At 34.6% G+C, this 22,469-nt stretch carries 18 protein-coding genes; 8 read left to right on the forward strand and 10 right to left on the reverse strand.

All coding sequences use genetic code 11. From position 1 onward, the window contains the following. Window positions 1-441 precede the first annotated feature (441 nt). Both DEF52_RS03665 and DEF52_RS03670 read right to left on the reverse strand, forming a co-directional pair. Window positions 442-1,617, reverse strand: coding sequence for a CCA tRNA nucleotidyltransferase (locus DEF52_RS03665; protein ID WP_151807880.1), 1,176 nt, complete (start codon window positions 1,615-1,617; stop codon window positions 442-444). 67 nt (window positions 1,618-1,684) lie between these two features. Further along, window positions 1,685-2,599 carry an OTU domain-containing protein gene (locus tag DEF52_RS03670; protein WP_151807881.1) on the reverse strand — a complete coding sequence of 305 codons (915 nt, stop codon included), beginning with the start codon at window positions 2,597-2,599 and terminating at the stop codon, window positions 1,685-1,687. Between the two features lie 118 nt (window positions 2,600-2,717). Between DEF52_RS03670 and ychF the strand changes: the two genes are divergently transcribed. The 5 genes from ychF to DEF52_RS03695 all read left to right on the forward strand — a co-directional run bounded on the left by ychF (window position 2,718) and on the right by DEF52_RS03695 (window position 10,358). Continuing rightward, entirely contained in the window at window positions 2,718-3,812 is a 1,095-nt protein-coding gene (gene ychF / locus DEF52_RS03675) for a redox-regulated ATPase YchF (RefSeq protein WP_151807882.1), read from the forward strand. Between the two features lie 102 nt (window positions 3,813-3,914). Then, window positions 3,915-5,108, forward strand: coding sequence for an ankyrin repeat domain-containing protein (locus tag DEF52_RS03680; RefSeq protein WP_151807883.1), 1,194 nt, complete (start codon window positions 3,915-3,917; stop codon window positions 5,106-5,108). Further along, window positions 5,101-6,906: a pentapeptide repeat-containing protein gene (locus DEF52_RS03685; RefSeq protein ID WP_151807900.1), complete on the forward strand. Its 1,806-nt coding sequence runs from the start codon at window positions 5,101-5,103 to the stop codon at window positions 6,904-6,906. Before DEF52_RS03680 ends, DEF52_RS03685 begins: the two co-directional genes overlap by 8 nt. Beyond that, a complete protein-coding gene (gene gmk / locus DEF52_RS03690) occupies window positions 6,890-7,495 on the forward strand; it encodes a guanylate kinase (protein WP_151807884.1) in 606 nt (201 codons plus the stop codon). The genes DEF52_RS03685 and gmk overlap by 17 nt, the downstream gene beginning before the upstream one ends. A 286-nt stretch (window positions 7,496-7,781) precedes the next feature. Further along, on the forward strand, window positions 7,782-10,358 hold the full coding sequence (locus tag DEF52_RS03695; RefSeq protein ID WP_151807885.1) for an ankyrin repeat domain-containing protein: 2,577 nt from the start codon (window positions 7,782-7,784) through the stop codon (window positions 10,356-10,358). Here DEF52_RS03695 and sdhA read toward each other — a convergent pair whose 3' ends face one another. Together sdhA and gltX are read right to left on the reverse strand one after the other, a co-directional pair. After that, window positions 10,359-12,158, reverse strand: coding sequence for a succinate dehydrogenase flavoprotein subunit (gene sdhA / locus DEF52_RS03700; RefSeq protein WP_151807886.1), 1,800 nt, complete (start codon window positions 12,156-12,158; stop codon window positions 10,359-10,361). It abuts the gene before it with no gap. Window positions 12,159-13,025: 867 nt separating this feature from the next. Beyond that, window positions 13,026-14,447 (reverse strand): glutamate--tRNA ligase, encoded by a 1,422-nt coding sequence (gltX, locus tag DEF52_RS03710; protein WP_151807888.1) that lies wholly within the window; start codon window positions 14,445-14,447, stop codon window positions 13,026-13,028. A 150-nt stretch (window positions 14,448-14,597) separates the two neighbouring features. On the opposite strand from gltX, the gene DEF52_RS03715 reads away from it, so the two are divergent. Then, window positions 14,598-15,344, forward strand: a complete 747-nt coding sequence (locus DEF52_RS03715) for a hypothetical protein (RefSeq protein WP_151807889.1) — start codon at window positions 14,598-14,600, stop codon at window positions 15,342-15,344. Between the two features lie 70 nt (window positions 15,345-15,414). Further along, the gene (locus DEF52_RS03720) at window positions 15,415-17,391 is read left to right on the forward strand and encodes an acetyl-CoA carboxylase biotin carboxylase subunit (protein WP_151807890.1); all 1,977 of its coding nucleotides are present in this window, start codon (window positions 15,415-15,417) and stop codon (window positions 17,389-17,391) included. Here DEF52_RS03720 and DEF52_RS03725 read toward each other — a convergent pair. Genes DEF52_RS03725 through DEF52_RS03750 form a run of 6 tightly spaced genes read right to left on the reverse strand, consistent with a single transcriptional unit; the run spans window position 17,340 to window position 21,934 of the window. Continuing rightward, a complete protein-coding gene (locus DEF52_RS03725; RefSeq protein WP_151807891.1) occupies window positions 17,340-18,368 on the reverse strand; it encodes a COX15/CtaA family protein in 1,029 nt (342 codons plus the stop codon). The genes DEF52_RS03720 and DEF52_RS03725 overlap by 52 nt on opposite strands. Beyond that, window positions 18,350-19,948 (reverse strand): glycosyltransferase family 2 protein, encoded by a 1,599-nt coding sequence (locus DEF52_RS03730; RefSeq protein WP_151807892.1) that lies wholly within the window; start codon window positions 19,946-19,948, stop codon window positions 18,350-18,352. The genes DEF52_RS03725 and DEF52_RS03730 overlap by 19 nt, the downstream gene beginning before the upstream one ends. Window positions 19,949-19,953: 5 nt before the next feature. Further along, the gene (locus DEF52_RS03735) at window positions 19,954-20,430 is read right to left on the reverse strand and encodes a F0F1 ATP synthase subunit B family protein (RefSeq protein WP_065094793.1); all 477 of its coding nucleotides are present in this window, start codon (window positions 20,428-20,430) and stop codon (window positions 19,954-19,956) included. Window positions 20,431-20,438: 8 nt separating this feature from the next. Further along, window positions 20,439-20,918, reverse strand: coding sequence for a F0F1 ATP synthase subunit B family protein (locus tag DEF52_RS03740; RefSeq protein ID WP_077188072.1), 480 nt, complete (start codon window positions 20,916-20,918; stop codon window positions 20,439-20,441). 3 nt (window positions 20,919-20,921) lie between these two features. Next, the gene (locus DEF52_RS03745) at window positions 20,922-21,149 is read right to left on the reverse strand and encodes a F0F1 ATP synthase subunit C (protein ID WP_006014985.1); all 228 of its coding nucleotides are present in this window, start codon (window positions 21,147-21,149) and stop codon (window positions 20,922-20,924) included. A gap of 59 nt (window positions 21,150-21,208) precedes the next feature. Further along, on the reverse strand, window positions 21,209-21,934 hold the full coding sequence (locus DEF52_RS03750; protein WP_151807893.1) for a F0F1 ATP synthase subunit A: 726 nt from the start codon (window positions 21,932-21,934) through the stop codon (window positions 21,209-21,211). 229 nt (window positions 21,935-22,163) lie between these two features. On the opposite strand from DEF52_RS03750, the gene DEF52_RS03755 reads away from it, so the two are divergent. Then, window positions 22,164-22,427 (forward strand): hypothetical protein, encoded by a 264-nt coding sequence (locus DEF52_RS03755; RefSeq protein WP_010962582.1) that lies wholly within the window; start codon window positions 22,164-22,166, stop codon window positions 22,425-22,427. Window positions 22,428-22,469: the final 42 nt, after the last annotated feature.

Consider the following 22,469-nt stretch of genomic DNA (forward strand, 5'->3'; position numbering starts at 1 on the left):
GCTTTAGCTATTTTCAATAGAATTAAATTTATTAATATAAATAACAAATTATAGCCTTTCTTATAATAGTCCGAATGCGATAAGATATGTGTTTATGGCTATAGCAGGCCAGTAGCATATTACGGTCTGTTCGGATTATTGTAAAAAGAGCTATAATAGCAAGAATAATAATAATAACGACTCAGGAGAATTGCTTAAAGAAATTGTTACAGGAAAATTAACAGAGGCTAAAATGAAATGTTTTTCAAATAAGATTCAAGAGTTACAACTGACACCAAGTATAAGAGATAAATTTTTATCTCTAGATCAGAAAATGTGTAGCCGAATTCCAGGGAAAGAAAATATGTACGAACTCAGTACTAACAAGGTAAGCAGACCTAATTCCTCGATGAGTTACACTAATACTGCAAGCATACATTCATTGAACAGTCGGAAAGCAAGTTAGAGTAGGCTCTTAACATAAAGCACCAGCTCCTCTTTTGTTAAAGTGTAGGAGCTATCTTCCCAATGTTGTTTTAGCAACTCCAAGCTCCTACCTAAATTTTTTCCTGGCTGGTGACCTATACTTATTAAATCATCGCCAGATAAAGGAAATTTTGGAATATTGAATGTATTAGCAAATGAAATGTATTTATCAACATTTTCTCCAGACTCAACACCACAAATTTTCACTAAATCACAATATAGTTCTCTACCAAACAAAGATATGTATTTTTTTTGCTCTTTTTCTGAAAGTTCTGTTTTGATATCGTTGGATAGTAAAAATAGCAGCTTTTTCTTTTGCTTGTTCGAAAGACGTAAAAATTTGCTTACATATTCTCCAAGACTTAGCCTGTCATTTTTTTTAGTAGTCCTAAGAAGTAACGCTAATTTTACTAGTGCATCAGTGCCAAAAAGAAGTGACGAAGACAGAATTTCGCATTTTACTTCTTTTGGGATAATTTTTTGTAACACATCAGATTCTTGCATGCTCTTAAGTGTTGGAAAAGGATCATTGCACTCCAGCAATTTAAGTATTTCATCTCTTATTCTCTCTCCAGAGAGGTTTTGGATCATATGCGAATGCTTTTTGCATACGTTTAGTATTTCATCACTCAAATCTCCGACACATATTTTTGCATGAAAACGAAATGCTCTTAAAATACGTAGATAGTCTTCTTTAATTCTATCTTCAGCGTTGCCTATAAAGTTTAACCTTCGCGCTTTTAAGTCCTCTATACCACCAAAGTAGTCATATATGTGGCCATGCTTATCTGCATACAGAGCATTAAATGTAAAGTCGCGCCTTGAAGCATCCGCTTGCCAATTATTAGTAAATTCTACTTTTGCATGCCTACCATCACATTTCACATCATGCCTTAGTGTTGTGATCTCAAAAGATCTTTGATTTAGAACCGCAGTGATAGTTCCATGTTTTAAGCCAGTTGGAATAGTTTTTATATTACGGAGTTTTAGCGCTTTAATCGTTTGATTGGGAAGCAAATTAGTAGCTAAATCGATGTCGTGGACATCACGCTGCAAAATTGAGTCTCTCACACACCCGCCGACAAGCCTAGCCTCACCACCAAATTCCTCTATGGCATCAATAATTAAACTAGTCTCATGGTCAACTTGCATTTAGGTTAGTACATACTGCAATATATGAAATGCTTGCAAAAGCCCTATATAAAAATATACAGGGCTATTAAGATTTTACAAGTTGTGGTGCTCGTTGTTGATGAAATGGTTCTGCCATCGATTCCGTACCACATCTTAGTAAACTTGAAGGGTTTTGCTGCTCTATGCGCTGCTTTATATCACTAACGCACTGCCCTACAACATCACCAATTTTTCCATCAGCATTTTCTGCCAATAACTTATCAAATCCCTTTTCAACCTCTGCTCTCTCAGAGATATCCTTTGAAAGGTTACAATACTCTAAGATCTCGTCTAACTGAAGCTTTTTTGCTAATAGGAAATCTTCTTGTTCTTGCTCTTGTTTAAGTTTGGTTTCCTCTTGCAGTTGTTTTGCTAAACTTTTGTTTATATCAAGCAATGGTTCGAAATGAGAATAGCCTTTGTTTATTATATGCACAATACTACTATCATTATAATCAACTTTATTGTATTCACCTGCACTTTTTGAACCTGAATTGTCTATTAATTCATGCAAAAACCGATCTTGTTGGGTGTCAATAGCATGCAATGGGTTACTCTCTATAACATGTAATTTTACACCATACTTTTCACAAAGTATCCTAGCTTCAACATAAGAGCTACCCCACCTACCGTTACGCATAATGTCTGCTGTATAATCATCTACAGTTTCACTACGGTGCTGGCCATTGTTATCATAACCATTGGCAATTGCATCTGTAAACCACTTTGGTGGATTCTTTTGTGCAAATTCCCTACAATCATTTCTTAATTTTTCGGCAGTAACTTGCTCTCCTGTCTGTTGTTCTAGACTTTGCCTGAACGAGTCAAAAAAACAGCTTCCATTACCAATTGCTTGTCCTACATAGAAATTGTCAGGGTAAGAACTACTACTTAAAGAAGTTACTTCACTCTCAACATCAAGGAAATCACTTGGTAGTTTCCGTTCCTCAGCTGTAGTCATAGTTTTTACCTTAATTTAAGCTATATGTTACTATACCAACAAAATTATTAATAAGCAACTAATTAAGTATAGCAGAAATTTTTAAATTATGCAATAGTTATAACTTTAAATAGCAAATATGAGCTTTAACTGTGGTATAGTTGGGTTACCAAACATAGGAAAATCAACCTTATTTAATGCGCTTACAGAGTCAAGTGCAGCCGAAGCTGCAAATTATCCTTTTTGCACAATTGAGCCAAATATAGGCAAGATTTCGATAAAAGATCAGCGTTTGAAACAAATCGCAGCAATTGCCGGTTCAGAGAAGATAATTTATAATCAATTAGAAGTTGTAGATATTGCAGGCCTGGTAAAGGGTGCGAGCAAAGGTGAAGGGCTCGGCAATAAATTTTTAAGCCATATCAGAGAAGTTGATGCTATCGTTCATCTGCTCAGGTGCTTTACGGATGACGATATCAGCCATGTACACAGTAAAATAGATCCAATATCAGATGCTGAAGTGGTAGAAATGGAATTAATCCTAGCTGATATTGATAGCATAGAAAAAAGGCTTCCTCAATTGGAAAAGAAAGCAAAGCAAGGTGATAAAGAGCTAAAGAGACAACTTGAATTAATGCAAGAGGTACTGGCTACTTTAAAATTAGGTAAACCTGCAAGAAGTTTGGAGAATATCGATGAAGATGAGATGAAGTCGCTTCAATTGCTGACAACAAAGCCCGTTATGTACGTTTGCAATGTTGAAGATACAAATGTTATAACTGGCAATGAATTATCTAAAAAGGTAGAGAGAATGGCGGAGGAAAATAAAAGTAAATTTTATTGTATTTCAGCAAAACTCGAAGCAGATATTGCAAATCTTGATAGTGAAGAGGAAAAACAGAGTTTTTTATCAGAATTTGGCTTACAAGAATCAGGCCTTGATGGAGTAGCGCGTATTATGTATGAAGTGCTGAGTATGATAACTTTCTTTACTGTGGGCCCCAAAGAAGCACGGGCATGGCCAGTAAAAATAGGGTCAACAGCTGACAAAGCTGCAGGTGTAATCCACACTGATTTTGAGAAAGGCTTCATAAAAGCAGAAACCATAAGCTTTGCAGACTACATAAAGTATGGAAGTGAACCGGCTTGTAAAGACGCAGGAAAAATTCGCTTTGAAGGCAGAGATTACATCGTGCAAGATGGTGATATAATGCACTTTAGGTTTAATGTGTAGTAATTTATCCTTTCTATTGGTTTTTTATCTAAGGCATTTTTTACTGTAGATTAATCATTTGATTATAGTATCATTTTAATTAAGCTTATGCTTGGGATATTTATGAAAAATATTTTATATTTTATATTATTAGCTGTTGTATTCGGATCACTGAGCCTATTTGCTGTAGAGCAATTTGAAGAAAAGAAAATTGAATCAGTTCATAAAAACGAAAATGTAGGTGTAAGGAAGCAAGATAGCACAAATCAAAAAGATGAGTTAAAAAGCAACGTCGATGCTAAACAAACACAAGAGGCTGAGAGCAAAAGATTAGACGACACTACCGATAAAGAGAAGCTGCAACACAACGAGAATAAAGCTTCCGTGGTTGAAAAAACTACAAGTGAAGGTGAAAGGATTGATAAAGGTTTGCCAAATGACCAGCTAGAAGGAAGCACAGACAAATTTGCTCAAAATTTACCAAATGTGGCCAATAAAGAAGTGAATAAAGATTTGAAACCAGAGCCTTTGCCTTTAAGTGCTGATTTAAATGAGAATACAGCTAACCCGCAAAAAAATCTACAAGCTGATCAGAAGATTGATATAAAAGATAATGAACTTTCAAAAAGTGATGCGAGTCAATTATTAGAGGAAAAAAAAGAAAAAGTAGAGAGTCAGTTTGAAGAAAAAAAAGTGAAAGAAACAAACAGTAATTCCAAGGACCGCAATAGAGTAAAACCTATAACTAAAAAAGATGAAAGTGAAAAGAAAAATTTACAAAAATGGACAAAGCTAAACAGAGAACCAATAAAAGAATGGGGTCATAAAGATATACAAAGCAAGTCAATATATAAACGACAATATGATAGCCTTAATGAGCATCTTCCTACAACTGTATTTATTGATGATTACAGTAAGCAATTTTTTTACTGTATTAAGAAAAATAACTTACCTTGCTTAAGAGGAATAATAAGTAAGCTAGAAAAAATTGGATTAACAACTCAAGAGATACTAAGGTTTAGAAATAAATTGGGTGATACTCCTCTCATTTATTCAGTTAAACAAGGTGAGGTAGACATAGTGCGCTTTCTCTTATTACAAGGTGCTGATCTTAGAGTAGTTAATAATAATTTTCAATCCCCAATTGATATAGCAATCGAAAGAAAGCAGGTCAAGATAATAAATGCGATTGCCGAAATGATGCCACACCTTTTGGAGGATAGAAAAATAGACAATAAAGAAAGCTCAGCAATGTACGATTGGGCTGTGAAAACGAAAGAAAACAATGAGTCGCAGTGTGATAAGCAAGATGATTAGATTTTTGATATTAATTTTAGTTGGTCATTTATGTTATGGAAACGAAACAAATGATGAAAAAAATCAGATTAGTGATTTTTTAAACGCTCTGCATGATGTAAAATACGTATCTTACAGTAAAAAAGACTTTGCTGAATTTTTGGTGCAGTGCCACAAAGAGGGCGTGCCAGAAGATTTTAAGAAAGGTTTTGGTTCTAACTTAAATGGAGCTAATTTTAACCAACTGTACCTAAGTAAATCTGTTTTTGATGGAGTAAGTCTGATTGGTGCTGATTTTTCTAACACCGATTTATCCGACGTGTCTTTCATTGATGTTGATTTACGTGGTGCTAATTTTTCCAATGCTAATTTACATGGCATTAAAATAAAAGGTACAAATTTGAGTTTTACAAAATTTGTTTCTGCAAACTTAACAGATATCGTATTTGATCAGTCTAATGTTAGTTATGCTGATTTTATCAGTTCCGATCTCAAAAAAGTAAGTATGCACAACGTAATTGGTTTGCATACTAATTTCTCGAATGTGAAAATGAATTTCTCCAACTTATCAAACTCGAATGTTAGCCACGTAAATTTTAGTGATAGTGAAATAAACGATACTGTTATGCAGAAAAACAACCTTGATAATGCAAGTTTCTTTGGAGTGGATGCATATAAATTAAAGATACAATTTTCTTCATTAAAAAATGCTAACATATATGGTGCAGAGTTAAAAGAATCAGACTTTACAGGTAGCAATCTTTCCGATGCTTGCCTTAATTCTTCTATCATAATTAACAGTAACTTCGACGAAACTAATTTAAGCAACACACAAATTTCCTATGTGAATGACGATAATTCAAGTTTTGTTCAATCTATACTAAATGGTTCCAAGATAAAACATGCATATGTTTCTGAAGCAAATCTTCATGATGCTGATTTATCCAATATTGATTTTAGTTTTAGTGAACTGCATCAAGTTAATGTCTCTAATGCTGACATTCGTCACGGAAAGTTTCATAATACTAAAGTTGCAAATTCTAACATGAATGGCTCATTTTTTGACCATTCACTATTCACCTATGTGAAGATAGAAGATTCAGACCTTTCTACAACTTCAATGTATAAGATAAAAATCCAAGACTCTCAAGTTTATAACAGTACACTTTCTCGCCATAATATTGATTCCAGTGAAATAGAAAATTCAACATTCTTTAATTTATTAGCTGATAATTCGAGTTGGTCCAATTTAAAAGTAACTAATTCAAATTTTATTGAAAGCGATTTCAGATCTTCTTTGCTTCACGCTAATGCCTTTAGGAAAACTAGCTTTTTTCTTAGCAATTTGAGTAATTCAACAATTAGTGATATGTCTTTTCTCTCTTCAAGCATATATAAAAGTTCAGTTGTTGATGCTCACTTAACAGGTTGCAAATTTGATAATTCAATTTTGATTGACAATAAAGGACAGAAAAAACTTGCAGGTTCAGAAAATGCTATAACTTCGATTAAAGATTTGCAAGAGAAAATATCACAGGGTGAAAAATTTAATGTAAATTATTCTTACTTTGAATTTAAGGATATGAATTTAGAAAATGCCGATTTTTCTAATTCAACATTGAGTAGAGCAAAGTTTGTAAACGTTAATTTGAATAGGGCAAATTTTGAAAAGACCGATTTGCGCTATACTGTCTTTGATAACTCTTCTCTCATTGGCACCAACTTATCAAATTCTAATTTAGAAGGTTCTGGCTTTTTAAACTCTGATCCAAAAAGCACCATGTTAAAAAATGCAAAGAAAAATGACCGTAAAAAGTGAGGGCGTATTATTGGTTCTATCCTCCCCTTCTGGAGCTGGAAAAACTACTATATCAGCAAAATTACTTGAGCAATCAACTAATTTAGTTAGGTCTGTTTCTATGACTACGCGCAAGCCTCGCCCCGGCGAAATAAATGGAAAAGACTATTTTTTCGTTACCGAAGAAAAATTTCACGAGTTATGCAAAGCTGGCCAAATGCTTGAATACGCCAAAGTTTTTGAGAATTTTTATGGTATACCAAGAGATTTTATAGAGCAAAACTTAAGCAATGGAATAAGCGTTTTACTCAGCATAGACTGGCAAGGAGCATTTCACTTATTCAAGCTCATGAGAAAAAAAGTTGTAAGTGTTTTTATACTTCCCCCTTCAATGGAAGAGCTTAGGTTGCGTTTGCAAAAGCGTAATAGTGATGATGCAAGCGAAATAGAGCGCAGATTAGCCGAAGCTCAAAAAGAGATAAGCAAACGTGATAAATATGATTATGTAATAATCAATGATGATATTGATAAAAGTGTAGAAGAGATAAGCTCCATACTAAATAAAGAAAGACTTAAAAAACTAAAAGAAAAACCAAGTCTGGAAGACTGATAAAAACATCAATTTGGATATTTGCAGCTATAGTTTCTTATCCTATTTTAGCCAGTAGCACGTTTCGCAGTTTAGCTATATTTATTATTTTTTAAGATTAAATGGTTAAAATAGTAGCAACTGTTCAAGTGAGGATTTGACTATGATAACAGATTTTCTAATAGAAACTAGTTTTCTGCCTTTCCACCTATACATATACAACGTTTAGCTCAATTTAAAAGTCAAACTTCTTGGTTGTTAGTTTAGTGCTGACAACTTAAATAGCTTTTAATATTGAGGTTTTAGTATGGGTATAGATATAACTGCACTAACTACTAATGCAGATAAATTAGGTGAATGCATAGATAAAAATAAAAAGCAAGAGCAGGATAGAAAAGACGAGCAATTGTATGGCATTATAAAGAGAAAGGTAAAAAAAGAAGAACACAAGCGTGAAAAACCAAGAGGTCAAGATGGAACCCTCAAGAAGTGTAAAAGGTTATTTGAGAAAGATGCTAGTCCTGAAGTATTAACTAAATTAGAAGAATCACTTAGAGAACAAGAAAAATATTATAGGTATTATGTCCAATGCTTCCTTCCAGTGCTAGATAAAGCAATAGAACGATCGAAAAAAATATCAAATGAAACAAAAGAGCGAGTAAAGCAAGCAATTTCAGAAATTACTTATAATAGCAAATATTGTAACCAAAATGATCGTAGGGACAGTGGAATTGAAAGTGACTACAGTAGCGATGCTGGTGATGATTATGAGAAACATTCAATCAGTAACCCTAATACAGCAAATGAAGATCAAGAAGTAGAGAAAAGCAACGAAATAACAAATAGCAATGCTCTATTACTAAAAGCGATCAAAAATGGAAATAACAGGAAATTTGAAAAATATCTAAAAGATTGCACGGATATTAGCAGCATAAAAGATGAAAAAGGAAATAATATTTTACACCTCATTACGTCGTTGGAAAAGAAACAGAAATGCAAGTTTCTGGGTACCCTAATAAAAACGGTCACCAAGGAAGATCTAGCACAACTCATTAATAGTGAAAATCAGACCCCTTTTCAGGTAGCACTAATTAACAAGGTAACAAAAGAAAAACATGAGTCTAATACAATTCGAAGTAACGATAACACACTTAAGTTTCTTACAAAATTGTTAGAGCATGGAGCCAGCTCTGATAATTTAGAATTATCTACAGAAGAATTACAAAACTTAAAAGAGGAGCAAAAGACATACTACCGTAATTTCTTAGAAAAATTAGCAGAGCAAGGAAAGAAATCTAAATTAAAGCCAGAAATAAGAATCAATACAGAAGCAAAAATTAAAGAAATTATACCACATACCATAAATACTCCAGATAGTAATGATAATTATCTATTACATCCAGTAATTAAAAATAGTGATAAAAAACTTTTTAAAGAACTATTGGAAAAAGGTGCGGATATTAGCCTTAAAGACACAGATGGTAACAATGCTTTACACTTGATTGTTAAACCTGAAACAAAACAAAAACTTAAACTTCTCAATATATTGCTAGAAACAGGCCAAAAAGAACAATTTATAAAAGCTGTAAATGATAAAAAAGAAGGGCAAACACCGCTCCATCAGATACTCCAGCGCATACAAGAGAAGAGTGAGAACCGATCACTTAAGAAATTTGAAAAAACTAAAAGGTATGAAACCCTAGAACTATTGCTAAAAAACGGTGCAGATATTACTGTGCAAGATAAAGATGAAAAAAATGCTCTGCACTATATTGCTTCATTCAAAGGAGAACAAAAAGTTGCATGTTTGAAGTTGACTTTAGGTAAGGATGAATTTAGTAAGGCTATAAATGCTGTTAACGGGAAAGAGCAAACACCGCTCCATCAGGTACTCCAGCGCATACAAGAAAAGAGTAAAGAGCCTTCATTGAAAAATAAAATAAAAAATGTAGTAAAAAATGTAGTAAAAAAAGAATTTAAGGATACTGGCAGGTATAAAACCTTAGAGTTATTTCTACAAAATGGTGCAGATATTACTGTGCAAGATAAAGATGGAAAAAATGCTCTGCACTATATTGCTTCATTCAAAGGAGAACAAAAAGTTACATGTTTAGAGTTGATTTTAAATTCGGTGGAAAAAGAGAAATTTAGTAAAGCTGCAAACGCCGCTAACGAAAAAGAACGCACACCACTACAAGTAGCGCTAATTACTAAGACGACAAAAGATAAACATAATTTGGTCAATCCTAAGAGCCGTGATAACACGATCAAGTTCTGTGTAAAATTATTGCAAAATGGTGTTGACCCAAAGCAGTTAATACTACCCGAAAGATTATGGAGCAAAGAGTATTATAAAACTATAAAAGGAATAGAGAAATCAATGGGTAGAGCGCTTATTCCAGATGATATGAGAACTGAACTGAAGTGCAACTTTGGCAGGAAGTTAAAAGCACGCGATATTGTGAAGTACATCAATAATGTTGCTTGTAAAGCAGTGACAACGCTTGTATTTGCTGCTTTAGCCTGTGCAGCAATATTCAGTGCTTCTCAAGGAATTATTACAATTGCAACTGCCTCATCTATTATAGCAGTTATTGGAGTTTGTTATCTTATTTACTTGAATTTAGAAAATATTTATGAAGGATTTGGAAAAATTAAAGGAAAGTTTACTGAAGAAAAGCAACTTACACTTCAAGATAACGCACCAAAAAATGATACACAATGCAATAACTCTGTTAAAGATATAGAAAATAAGTCCAACGATTTAGAAGAGCAAGAGGTGCAAAAATCATCAAATCAATCAGAGCATACTGAGAGTCCTCCAGACACTAAAATGAGTGCCATATCAATAAACTCGTTGAAAAATTGTGTAGGGATAGTGTAACTAGTAAACCCTCTTCTCTGGCGCTATGAAATCAATCTCACCGCTCAGAGTTTTTTCAGCCACTTTTTTATAATCAATTTTTACGTTAATTTGCCCTTTCTTTTCTTCAAGCCACGCTATAGTGTGCTTCATCCAGTTTTTGTCATCACGTTCAGGAAAGTCTTCACGAGCATGGGCACCTCTGCTTTCCTCGCGATTAGCTGCGCATTCCATGGTAATAACCGCTTGTGGGATCATGTTAGCAAGCTCCAGTGCTTCAACTAAATCACTATTCCACATCATACTGCGATCCTCAAGTGAAATATCAGGCATCATTTTTGCTACCTTTTTTATAGCTTTTTTGCCTTCTTCTAAAACTTCAGCAACACGGAACACTGATGCGTACTTTTGCATAGTGTTCTGCATTTCGCTGCGTATTTTTGCTACTTTTAGCCCACCGGAGGCAAATCGCATTTTATTAAATCTATCTACTATCCAGTCTGTGCAGTCTGAATGCAATTTTTTATGTGGTGTACCGGATTTTAGTTTCTCTCTTGCTCTGAGCGCTGCAGCTCTACCAAAAACCACAAGATCAAGAAGCGAGTTAGAACCAAGTCGATTTGCACCGTGCACAGAAACACATGCAGCTTCTCCAATTGCAAATAGTCCATCTACCACTTCTTCCTTACCTTGCTTCAGCGTGATCACTTCTCCATAATAATTGGTTGGAATGCCACCCATGTTATAGTGAACAGTCGGAATGACCGGTATTGGATCTTTAGTGACATCAACTCCAGCAAAAGTTCTTGCGGTTTCGCTGATGCCCGGCAATCTGAGTTTTATTACTTCCGGATCAAGATGCGCTATAGTTAAATACATATGATCTTTTTTTGGTCCAACCCCCCTTCCCTCTCTAATTTCAATTGTTATTGCGCGACTTACCACATCACGGGAAGCTAAATCTCTTGCTTTTGGTGCGTAACGTTCCATAAACTTCTCGCCCTGAGAATTAACGAGGTACCCCCCTTCACCACGGCATCCTTCTGTCATCAGGCACCCTGAGCCATATATTCCTGTTGGATGAAATTGTACAAATTCCATATCTTCAAGTGGTAATCCAGCCCTTACCACCATGCCGTTACCATCACCTGTGCAGGTATGCGCACTTGTTGCAGAGAAATAAACACGTCCATATCCACCTGTTGCTAGCACCACCCTATGCGCGCGAAATCTATGTAATGTACCGTCGCATAGCGACCAAGCAAGAACTCCGCAGCATGTTTCGCTATCCATAATTAAATCAATCACAAAGTATTCAACAAAAAATTCAGCGTTGAATTTAAGACACTGCTGATATAGAGTGTGAAGGATTGCGTGCCCAGTCTTATCTGCTGCCGCACAAGTGCGCTGCGCTGATTTTCCTTTACCAAAGTGAGTTGTCATTCCACCAAAGGAACGCTGGTATATTTTGCCATCTTCTGTACGAGAAAAAGGTACGCCAAAATTTTCAAGTTCAATAACAGCTTTAGCAGCGTTTTTACACATATATTCTATTGCATCTTGATCACCAAGCCAGTCTGAACCTTTTATTGTGTCATATGCATGCCAGCGCCAATCGTCTTCACCGATATTACCTAAAGCTGCACTAATTCCGCCTTGTGCTGCAACTGTATGACTTCGTGTAGGGAAAATTTTAGAAATGCAGGCAACTGAAAAATTAGTTGCAGCCATCCCAAGCGTTGCTCTGAGCCCTGCTCCACCTGCACCTACTACTACCACGTCATACTCATGTTCTATGATCTCATACGCTGACTTATCCATATTTACTTATTTTATCATTACAGGCTTATGATATCACAGAAGTAGAAAAAATCTATACAAGTTTTCTATAGTTAAGACGTCATGCCGCTGCGGCGCTAACAAGTAGCGGGATGACGGTTGTCGGGGTGTCATGAAAGTAGCTGACACTTGGGGTCTATGTTTTTTCTGGTCACACGTACAGCTGTACGAACATTGTGCTACTAGTAGGGTGTCATGCCAGTGCTTGACACTGGCATCCAGGAATTTTATTAAGTTGGTGAGTATAAAAGTAGCTGTTTTATGTTAAAATACGACGTTTTCGATGAGATTATATGGAAAACTGGATTCCAGTGTCAAGCACTGGCATGACATCACAGAGGCACTGGAATGACACCTCTCTTGGGCTCTTTTAGCTATAAACATTAAGAAATTTACCAAACGAAAAAAAAGGCAAAAGAAGCCCCGTGGTTATTATCCGCTTTAAAATATTGGCGTTTTTTATGTTTTAAACGCTTGACAAGCGAAATTCAGCTGCTTTTAATTGCAACTAACCTACGCTGCAAATGTTTAAGAAATTTACCAAGCAGAAAAAAAGACAAAGAATCCCCGAGTTAGCTAGTCTTTTACTATCTTTGTCGAGTATTGGCATTTTTTGATGTCTTGTAACGCTTTGTAAGCGCGTTCAGCTTATTTAGATAAAAATCTAGATGTAGATGAAGTTTTGTAAAGACATACAGTATCTATATACTGCAAAAAATTAAACATAAGACGCCGATACATTAAGTAATCCTTACCTTTTAATCTGCAGATTGGCGAAAGCAAATACAATAGCTTCACTGCCATGATAAAGGGGCTGGCAAAGCTTGTCAAGAAATTTTCTTATTTCATTTAAATTGCTTGTAACCTTCTTATACACTCATCTTTACCAAGAATCACCATGATATCAATGATTCCAGGTGCATCCATTACTCCAGTTATAGGGGCGCGTAATGAGTGGTATACATCGCTTATTTTCATATCGTGCAATTTTGCACATTCCTTGATCTGAGAAGATAAAAAACCCTTATTCCAATTTTCATCACCGATCTTTGACAGAAATGACGCGAGTAACTTGATTATATCGAGGTTAGATTTGACAATTTGCTCAGCCTCTTCACTTAAATCAAGTGGCGGATCTTGAATATAAAATTTTGCTAAATCCAATAATTCGGTCAGGTAGTTTGCTCTTTTTTTTAGCTCTGTCAGTCCCTGCAGTAAATAGCCCTTTTTTTTGTCAGTTAGAGTATTTTCTCTAAGCATTAGAGTCAGAATATCTTCATTGCTCATATTACTAATATAGTGGTTATTCAAATGCTCCAGTTTTTTGAAATCGAGCCGTGCAGGTGAACGACCAATACTTTCTAAATTAAACCACTCTATTGCTTGCTCATCGCTAATAATCTCATCGTTGCCGTGACTCCAGCCAAGTCTCAGCAAGTAATTACGCATCGCTTTTGGCAATATTCCCATCTTTTCATAATCGCAAACGCTTGTGGCACCATGCCTTTTGGATAGCTTATTCCCATCTTCCCCATGGATAAGCGGCACATGTGCAAAGCGTGGAATGTCAAAATCAAGAGCCTGGTATATTAGCAGATGTTTAAAGGTATTAGTGAGATGGTCAGAACCGCGTATTATATCAGTTATTCCAGCATCATGATCGTCAATTACGACAGCAAAAATATATGTTGGAGTGTTGTCAGAGCGTAAGATCACTATATCATCAAGCTGGTTGCTATTTACTTTGATTTGGCCGTATATTTTATCATCAATAACGATCTCTTGCGAATCTGGCACTTTAAAGCGGACAACTGACCTCACACCCGATGTCATTCCAGCGCGTGACCACATATTTTTCCAGTGTCGGCTACTTGGATGACAAGAAGGAGGTTTTGTAGTACATTTATGCTTGTATATCTTGCCCTCTTCTCTTGCTTTTATTTTCTTTTCTGCAACTTCATCCTCAGGGCAATAACAGTGATACGCCCTACCCTTCTCAACTAAAAGGTTTGCTACTTCTTTATGCCGCTCTATTCTTTTTGACTGATATACTATTTCCCCATCATAGCTCACACCGAGCCATCTTAGCCCTTCTATAATTACATCAATTGCTTCTTTCGTTGAACGTTTTCTGTCGGTGTCTTCAATTCTCAGCAAAAACCTGCCACCATGATGCTTTGCATAGAGCCAATTGAATAAAGCAGTACGAGCTCCTCCAATGTGCAAAAATCCTGTTGGTGATGGAGCAAATCTCGTGACTATACCTGGCATATTTGTCTGTTACAGTAATGTAAATGATGATAGCTAAAATTTATGTTTGTAACAATTTAGAATTTATTTGTTCTGAGAGATAAAATTTTATTTATTTTTCATAAATTGTGTTGTATAATTTAGTATTGGTTGAATATAGCGAGGTGAGTTATGGATGGACTTGTAGATATAGCAAAATTGCTTTCAGATGTAGATATAGCAAAATTGCTTTCAGATAATGAAGCTAATATCAATTGGCGTTACACCGGCCCTTTTGATAAAACAAAACAAAGAATTAGGGGAGATAATCTCCTGCATTTAGCTGCAAAAACAGGAAAGGTTGATAAGTTTTTATCTATTTTCAAGAAAAGTGTTGAAAGTAATGTTCATTTGTTAGAGTACAATAAAGATCATGAAAATCCATTTCATATAGCAGCAGAAGTGGGGATATTACCAAGTGTAGTAAAAGGAATATTCAAGCATTTGGAGTCTGAAAAAACTAACCCAAATTGTGATCCGAAAAAATTAGAAAATGTCAAGAATTATGTTAAAGAGGCATTGTGCAATAGATGTGCGCTAGATCAATCTAAAAAGACTCCTCTTGACTGGGTTAGTAAGACAGTCAAAAAAGAAATAAAAGAAATCGCAGGCATAAAAGACAGCTTCATATGTAACCGGAAGTTTCACCTGTGCTTATACATAATAGGAGCTATAGCGTGTATTGCTGCTTTATGTTTGTCTTTATACTTTTTATTTTTAGTTTCTCAATCTATGGCACTGACTACGATGGCTGGGATAATTTCTGGCGGGGCTGCGTATCTGTCAGGCAAAGTGTGTAGTGAGATACATGACTTGCATGACATGAGCACTCCAGTGGAAACTTTTAGTAGTACAGATCTTGCAATGGTGGCTGTCTGATATATAACAAAAAGTTGCAGGCAATGATATAGAAATTTACTTTCTCAACTTAAGAAAGTATACTCATACGATGACGGAAAAGAAGTACAGTAAGATTTTAATAGCAAACAGAGGAGAGATTGCCTGCAGGATTATCAGAACTGCTCGTAGGATGGGTATATCTTGTGTGTGCATATACTCGGATGCAGATGTAAATTCTGTGCATGTAAGACAAGCAGATGAGTCAAGATATATCGGCCCTTCGCCATCTTGCCTCAGTTACTTAAACATTGAAAAAATATGTGAAGTAGCAGTTGAAACAGGTGCTGAGGCGGTTCATCCTGGCTATGGTTTTTTAGCAGAAAATCCAGATTTTCCACGTGCTCTTCAAAAACATAATATAGACTTCATCGGCCCCAGTGCAGAAACAATAGAAGTTACAGCCAACAAAATAACAGCAAAAGAAGCGGCAAAAAAAGCTGGAGTGAATGTAGTGCCAGGATATATGGGTAAGATTAGCGACGCTGCCCACGCAGCTCAAGTTGCTGAAGAAATTGGCTTTCCGGTTATGCTTAAAGCTGCATCAGGCGGTGGTGGCAAAGGAATGCGAATTGTAAACTCCAAAAAAGAAATTGAACTAGCATTTACATCAGCCACAAATGAAGCAGAGAAAAGTTTTAAGGATGGCAGTATCTTTATAGAGAAATATATAGAGTTACCAAGACATATTGAAATACAAATCATAGCAGATAAATATGGCAATATAGTTTGTCTTGGAGAAAGAGAATGCTCGATACAAAGGAATAATCAGAAAATAATAGAAGAAACGCCAAGTCCATTCATTAGTGAAGAAGTAAGACAAAAAATGTATGTTCAATGTGTTTCTCTGGCAAAGCAAGTTGGCTATTTTTCAGCAGGCACTGTTGAGTTTGTTGTAGATAAAGACCAAAACTTCTATTTTCTTGAGGTAAATACGAGATTGCAAGTTGAGCATCCAGTAACAGAATTTATAACTGGAATAGACATAGTAGAAGAAATGATTAGAACTTCCTGTGGAGAGAAATTGAGATTCAATCAGGATGATATTAAACTTACTGGTTCTGCAATAGAAAGTAGAATTTGCGCTGAAGACCCATCGAAGAAATTTTTCCCTTCCAGCGGAAGAATAAAATATTACGATAAACCGGGTGAAAATGATTATGTAAGAATAGATGATGGAGTTGCTGCAGGTTCAGAAATTAGCATGTTCTATGATTCGATGATTGCCAAAGTGATAACATATGGAAAAGATAGAGTAGAAGCGATCAGCAGAATGCAAAAAGCATTGTCTGAATGCTATATAGAAGGAGTAACAAATAATATAGAATTTCTAGAATCCATCTTCCATCACCCAAATTTTATCGCAGCAAAGCTCCATACGAGATTCATTCCAGACCATTACCCTAGTGGGTTTCACGGCGATTTTATTACAGAAGAGTATATTAAAATATTTATTTTCACTACGTTATATGTTCATTTAGAAAATGAAGAAAGGTATTATCATAAGGCAGTGAATGAAACGCTTGTAGTTGTAATAAATGACAATGAGTACTCTGTAAACGTAAAGTACCAAGATAATACGTTAATAACAATATACAACCATAACGTATATTCTGTAAGTGGTAAGTGGAAATCAAGTCATAAGTTACTATATATTACAATTAATGATGATGCTGATATAACACTTAAAGTAGAAAAACAAGGCAGTAAATACTTCATAAGACATGCAGGTATGAAAGCTGAGTGTTGTATATTTAAACCTCATGTAGCTGAATTAAGTAAGTTAATGCTAAATAATGAAACAGAAGGGATTTCAGCAGATGCTGTAAAATCCCCAATATCTGGCTTATTAGTTAAGTTGCACGTAAATGTAGGAGATCAGGTGGAAATAGGACAACCTTTATTTGTGGTGGAGGCAATGAAAATGGAAAATATCATATGTGCTGAAGCAGCAATGGTGATAAAAAATATTCCCGTTCAAGAAGGAAAAAATGTGCAGATCGGTGATGTAGTCTGCTTTCTTAAATAACACAAGAAGTACAAACTTGACCCAAACAAGATAAATGAAAACACTTGATGAGCTATGGCAATGGCTATTGGTATGTGCAATAATAGAGTAATTACACCTAAAATGATCTGAATGATAACGGAGAGCAGCATAATATATACCGGTTTTAAACTGGCATTTTTTATTGTGAGTATTGCTGTCAGAACTAATATTAGCAATGCTAACGCTCGGTGGATAAATTGCACTGTCGCTCTGTTCTCAAAGATATTCAGCCATATAGGCTGTAAGAAAAATAAATCTTCTGGAACGATTTGTCCGTCCATTAGTGGAAAGGTATTGTAAATCAAACCAGCATTTAATCCTGCAACAAATGCACCGAAAATTATTTGTATTACAATTAGGACCAAAATCATCCTTGCGTAGTATATAGTGTTACCACTAACCTTAAGTTTTGTTTGTTGTGGCCTTATCTGATAATCAAAAAATTGATATGACAATAATGCAAAGATAACTAATGCTAATAATAAGTGAAGTGCGAGCCTATAGTGGCTAACATGAGGCTTGGCTACCAAGCCGCTTTTTACCATATACCAACCAGCAAAAGCTTGCAGCGCTCCAAATAACAAGACTATCAATAGCCTTATTATTACCTTTTTAGATATTTTTCTTCTTAATGTAAAATATATAAATGGCAGGACAAAAACTAAACCTGTTAGTCTTGCAATTAATCTATGCACATACTCTATTAAGTATATAGCGCGAAACTCCTCCATACTCATACCATAGTTGAATGCTTTATACTCAGGTGTAGCTTCGTATTTTAATTTTTCTTGTAGCCAGTCTTGCTCATTCAGTGGTGGTAATGTTCCAGTGATGGGTTTCCACTCCGTGATTGACAATCCCGCTCTTGTAAGTCTGGTAAATCCACCAATTCCTACCATAAGAATTACCATGACCGAGCAGAGAAAAAGCCAAATGGCTACAGGTTTTGCTTCCATAAACCATGTTTAGTTTTGTTCCATCGCTCAGGGTAAAGAATAAACTCCCACAAGGCAAGAAAAGCTGCAACACTATGTAGCAGACTATAGACCGGAAAAAATATCGATACTATATAAAAATAAAAAGGCATCTTTTGCTGTTTGACAGCTATTACCAAAAGAATCAGGTTAGTAACGTATACCACTACAAAGTAGTACAAAAATAATCCATTTAAAACTTTAGTTAATATCAATAAAAGTAGTAAAAATGGAGTAGTAAAAAATATAAAAGCTGCAGAACCAACAAAAAGATTCAATAGCAAAATTCCCTTAAATCCAGTGTGTTTATAAAGTGACTTTATATTTTTTAAATGAACAATATAAGTTTGCATATAGCCTTTGATCCAGCGCGCTCTTTGCTTAATCCAAGCAAATACAGCAATTGGTGACTCTTCCAATGTTTCTGAGTCAATCATCCTGGTTTTATATCCCATTTGCGCAAGTCTCAAACCGAGGTCAGCATCTTCGGTAACACTGTAAGCATCCCAGAAAAACACTTTTTTTAGAATTTTTACTGAAAAATGATTACTGCTACCACCCAAAGGCATCGGCATGTTCATTTTTTGGAATCCAGGCAATAAGTATTGAAACCAGTTCATATACTCCAGAGAAAAGAATTTTGTGAGAAAATTATAATCACAATTGTAGTAATTTAATTTCGCCTGTACACAGGCAAGCTTATCGTCGTCCTTATTAAATTCAATCAGTGCTTTTTTTAACTGCAATGGGTCTGGTTTATCGTCCGCATCATATATTACTGCATACTTTCCTCTAGCAAAGCTCATAGCATAATTGCATGACTTGGCTTTTGTTCTAGGCAAAGAATGAGGCACTTTTATTACTTCAAAATACTGCGGTAAAGTGTACTTTTCTATAGCTGCTAGCGTTTCTTGGTCATCACTTTCTACCTGAAGCTTCACATCTAATTTTGATTTTGGATAATCCAAACTTTCAATGCTTTCGATCAATTGCTCTATCACTGTACTTTCTTTAAAAGCAGGCAATAAAATAGTATATATAGGAAAATCTTCTTCATTCAGCTTACTATAATCCACTTTTTGGTTGGAGGTTTCACATAAGCTAAAAACTGTAGCTATAAACTTGAATAAATAACTAGAACATCCGATTATAAATATCAACATCAAAGCAAAATATGTATATTTCTCTGTTAGTGTTAAAATTGAAGTTACAATAAAGAAAGAAGCAAAAAATATTGAGCTTAGTTTAATGCTTTTAGCTGAAAAATTAGGATTCTTGTAATATAAGTAGTTGCTTGCAAATTCTGAAATACCAAAGTGCGAGTTAAGAAGATTTAAAATCTGTTCGCTATCCACTTTTATTAATACATAGTCAATACCGTAATGAGCTTCGACCCAACGGTTGATATCTCGGCTTGTGTCTTCAACCATAAAAAAAGTAGTATTATTTAATTTTTGCCAAGGAATTATATTAAATTTATAGTAAAAAAGTTTTTCTTGCTCTTTGCATAAACTAGAATCAAACTTAATTTTTTCTACATTATCAGCTTGAAGTATGGGCATTAAACCTAATGCAATTTTTTATTTAAGTCACGTGAAAATGAAGATATGACCTCGCTACTACGCTTATCATCTTTACGTTCATGCATTATTTTTTTTACAGCATCAGCAGCTATATTCGCTGTGTTAGCCTGTAAATCTCCAAGAGCTTTTTCAACTTGGTCAGTGACTTTCTTCAAGTTAGAATGGGCATTGTCATCTAATGTCTGATCTAGCTGCTGTCTATTGTGCTTAATGATACTATTAGCTTTATCAAGTGCTTCATTCATCATTTTATTAACTTCTGCATCTAATTCTTTGTATTTTTTAGAAGATTTTTTGTAATACTCCAACATATCTTTCCTGAATTTTTCAGTTTCTTCACTTGAAAATTTGCTTTTGTTACGCTTATTGTTAAGCGCATTTTTTATCACTTTCTTTAGCAATTTATACGAAAGGACAAAACTTACCAAGAAGGCAAGACCGATAATCAGTGATGTAGACATAAAAACCCCTAAAATTCTTTGGACACCAAGTCAGCAATAAATTCCTCTTCAATTTCAGAATTAGTCAATTTAGTATAATAAATTAAAGCAATACTAGTAGCCATTTGTTTTAACTGATCAGTATATTCAGATTTAAATTCTGCCACTTTTTTTTCAATAAGCTTGCTCTTTTTTTTGTCTTCCTCTTCTAATATATTCTTAACATTAGCTCTCATTTCTTCTACCTGAGCAAGTGCATCATCTATGATTTTTTTTGCCTGTATTCTAGCTTGGTTTAAAGCGGCATTATACTTGGCAATCTGCTCTTCCGTGAGTCTTAAAAGATGAACAGAACTATTAAAAGAACCCAATACTTCTTTACTTCTAGTGCTTATTATTTTATCTAACTTTGGTAAAAATAAACAACTTACCACGAAAAAAAGTGAAGAGAAAAAAATTAAAAACCAAAAAACTTGAGAAAAGAAGGTTGAAACATCAAGCTGTGGCATCTGTTAAGCAGCAAATATTAATAACATTGCAAGTACAAACGCAAGCAATCCCATGATTTCAACCATGGCAGCACCAATATAAACATAACTTTTCATTTTACCTTCTGATTCAGGGTTTCTCGCAATCCCATTTAACATAGCAGAGAAGATATTAGCTATACCTAAACCAGCACCGAGCATTCCAAACACAGCTAAACCAATTGCTATAAACTTTAAAGCTACTAAATCCATATATTACCTTTAATTATTTCTTTATAATATAATTGTAAAATATTCTACAAGGAAGTCAATTACTTTACTGCATCTGACAAATATACACATGTTAATATAGTAAATATATAAGCTTGTAAAATTGCAACAAATACTTCAAATCCTATCAATACAATTATGAACAAAAACGGCGCAGGAGTGAAAAATATGTTCATATTTACAATAAACCCTGCTATCACTTTGATGATTGTATGACCAGCAATCATATTTGCTGCAAGCCTTATTGATAGGCTAACCGGCCTTACTAAATAAGCAAACAACTTAATAATAATTATTATAGGTGCAAGCCACGAAGGAGTTCCTTTTGGTAGCAATATGCGTAAAAATTCTACTCCCCTTTCTTTAAATCCAACAATCGTTATATAAATAAAAACCACCATCGATAAAGCGAAGGTGACTATCACATGACTTGTGACCGTGAAACTATAAGGAAGAACACCAACCAAATTACATGATAAAATGAAAATAAACACTGTAAATATCAATGGAATGTGCTGCAAGCCTTTGCTTCCAGTGTTATTTTCTATTATTGAAATAACAAAATCATATACATACTCAACTGCAGCTTGCAAATATCCTGGTATTACTGCCCCCTTCTTTATTCCAAAAAGCAAAAAGAGTATCACCAATATCACCGAAATCATCGTGAAAAGAGATGAATTGGTAAAGCTTACGTCATACCCAAATAACCTAGGTAACTCTATTACCGTATATACTTTAAACTGTTCCAGCGGATTTAATGCCATTTTAATCTGAATTATAAACAGTAAATAAAGTATGAATTTTATAGGACAAAGTCAAGAATTAAGATAAGGCTCTGTATTATTATAACATTAACATATTAACAAAATATGTAATTAGAATGTTAATTACAGTCAGCTCTGTATTTTAAAATTTACTAATCTTGTTAAATTATTCAATATCTTGACTTAATATCTTATTTTGATTATAATTTAATTTTTAGTGAGGTATATAATGAACGAAATAGATTTTATTAACACTAATCATCCTTTAAATTTGGAGCAGGAATTTGGTAACGGATACATCGAATCAGTAGATTGTTTCCTTGACGAAGATACTCGCGATTATTACATAGGACTCAACAATGCAATAATACACTTCTTTTTTGATGGTAACATTGATGAGGATGCCTGGGATTATGAAAGTCTTAAATTCTTTCTGGAGATAGATTTAAAAGGTGATATAGAAAAAATTCTTTCTCTTCGCAAGAAGATATAAAGTTACAAAAGCTTCTACATCATAAACAATGATGTAGAAGTA

Origin of the sequence: Wolbachia endosymbiont of Nasonia oneida (genome assembly GCF_009012935.1) — a bacterium.
Lineage (GTDB): Bacteria > Pseudomonadota > Alphaproteobacteria > Rickettsiales > Anaplasmataceae > Wolbachia > Wolbachia pipientis.

Excerpts from the sequence above, each read along its gene's own strand:
- DEF52_RS03665 (WP_151807880.1), bottom strand. The coding sequence starts at position 1,617 with ATGCAAGTTGACCATGAGACTAGTTTAATTATTGATGCCATAGAGGAA.
- DEF52_RS03670 (WP_151807881.1), bottom strand. The coding sequence starts at position 2,599 with ATGACTACAGCTGAGGAACGGAAACTACCAAGTGATTTCCTTGATGTT.
- ychF (WP_151807882.1), top strand. The coding sequence starts at position 2,718 with ATGAGCTTTAACTGTGGTATAGTTGGGTTACCAAACATAGGAAAATCA.
- DEF52_RS03680 (WP_151807883.1), top strand. The coding sequence starts at position 3,915 with ATGAAAAATATTTTATATTTTATATTATTAGCTGTTGTATTCGGATCA.
- DEF52_RS03685 (WP_151807900.1), top strand. The coding sequence starts at position 5,101 with ATGATTAGATTTTTGATATTAATTTTAGTTGGTCATTTATGTTATGGA.
- gmk (WP_151807884.1), top strand. The coding sequence starts at position 6,890 with ATGACCGTAAAAAGTGAGGGCGTATTATTGGTTCTATCCTCCCCTTCT.
- DEF52_RS03695 (WP_151807885.1), top strand. The coding sequence starts at position 7,782 with ATGGGTATAGATATAACTGCACTAACTACTAATGCAGATAAATTAGGT.
- sdhA (WP_151807886.1), bottom strand. The coding sequence starts at position 12,158 with ATGGATAAGTCAGCGTATGAGATCATAGAACATGAGTATGACGTGGTA.
- gltX (WP_151807888.1), bottom strand. The coding sequence starts at position 14,447 with ATGCCAGGTATAGTCACGAGATTTGCTCCATCACCAACAGGATTTTTG.
- DEF52_RS03715 (WP_151807889.1), top strand. The coding sequence starts at position 14,598 with ATGGATGGACTTGTAGATATAGCAAAATTGCTTTCAGATGTAGATATA.
- DEF52_RS03720 (WP_151807890.1), top strand. The coding sequence starts at position 15,415 with ATGACGGAAAAGAAGTACAGTAAGATTTTAATAGCAAACAGAGGAGAG.
- DEF52_RS03725 (WP_151807891.1), bottom strand. The coding sequence starts at position 18,368 with ATGGAAGCAAAACCTGTAGCCATTTGGCTTTTTCTCTGCTCGGTCATG.
- DEF52_RS03730 (WP_151807892.1), bottom strand. The coding sequence starts at position 19,948 with ATGCCCATACTTCAAGCTGATAATGTAGAAAAAATTAAGTTTGATTCT.
- DEF52_RS03735 (WP_065094793.1), bottom strand. The coding sequence starts at position 20,430 with ATGTCTACATCACTGATTATCGGTCTTGCCTTCTTGGTAAGTTTTGTC.
- DEF52_RS03740 (WP_077188072.1), bottom strand. The coding sequence starts at position 20,918 with ATGCCACAGCTTGATGTTTCAACCTTCTTTTCTCAAGTTTTTTGGTTT.
- DEF52_RS03745 (WP_006014985.1), bottom strand. The coding sequence starts at position 21,149 with ATGGATTTAGTAGCTTTAAAGTTTATAGCAATTGGTTTAGCTGTGTTT.
- DEF52_RS03750 (WP_151807893.1), bottom strand. The coding sequence starts at position 21,934 with ATGGCATTAAATCCGCTGGAACAGTTTAAAGTATATACGGTAATAGAG.
- DEF52_RS03755 (WP_010962582.1), top strand. The coding sequence starts at position 22,164 with ATGAACGAAATAGATTTTATTAACACTAATCATCCTTTAAATTTGGAG.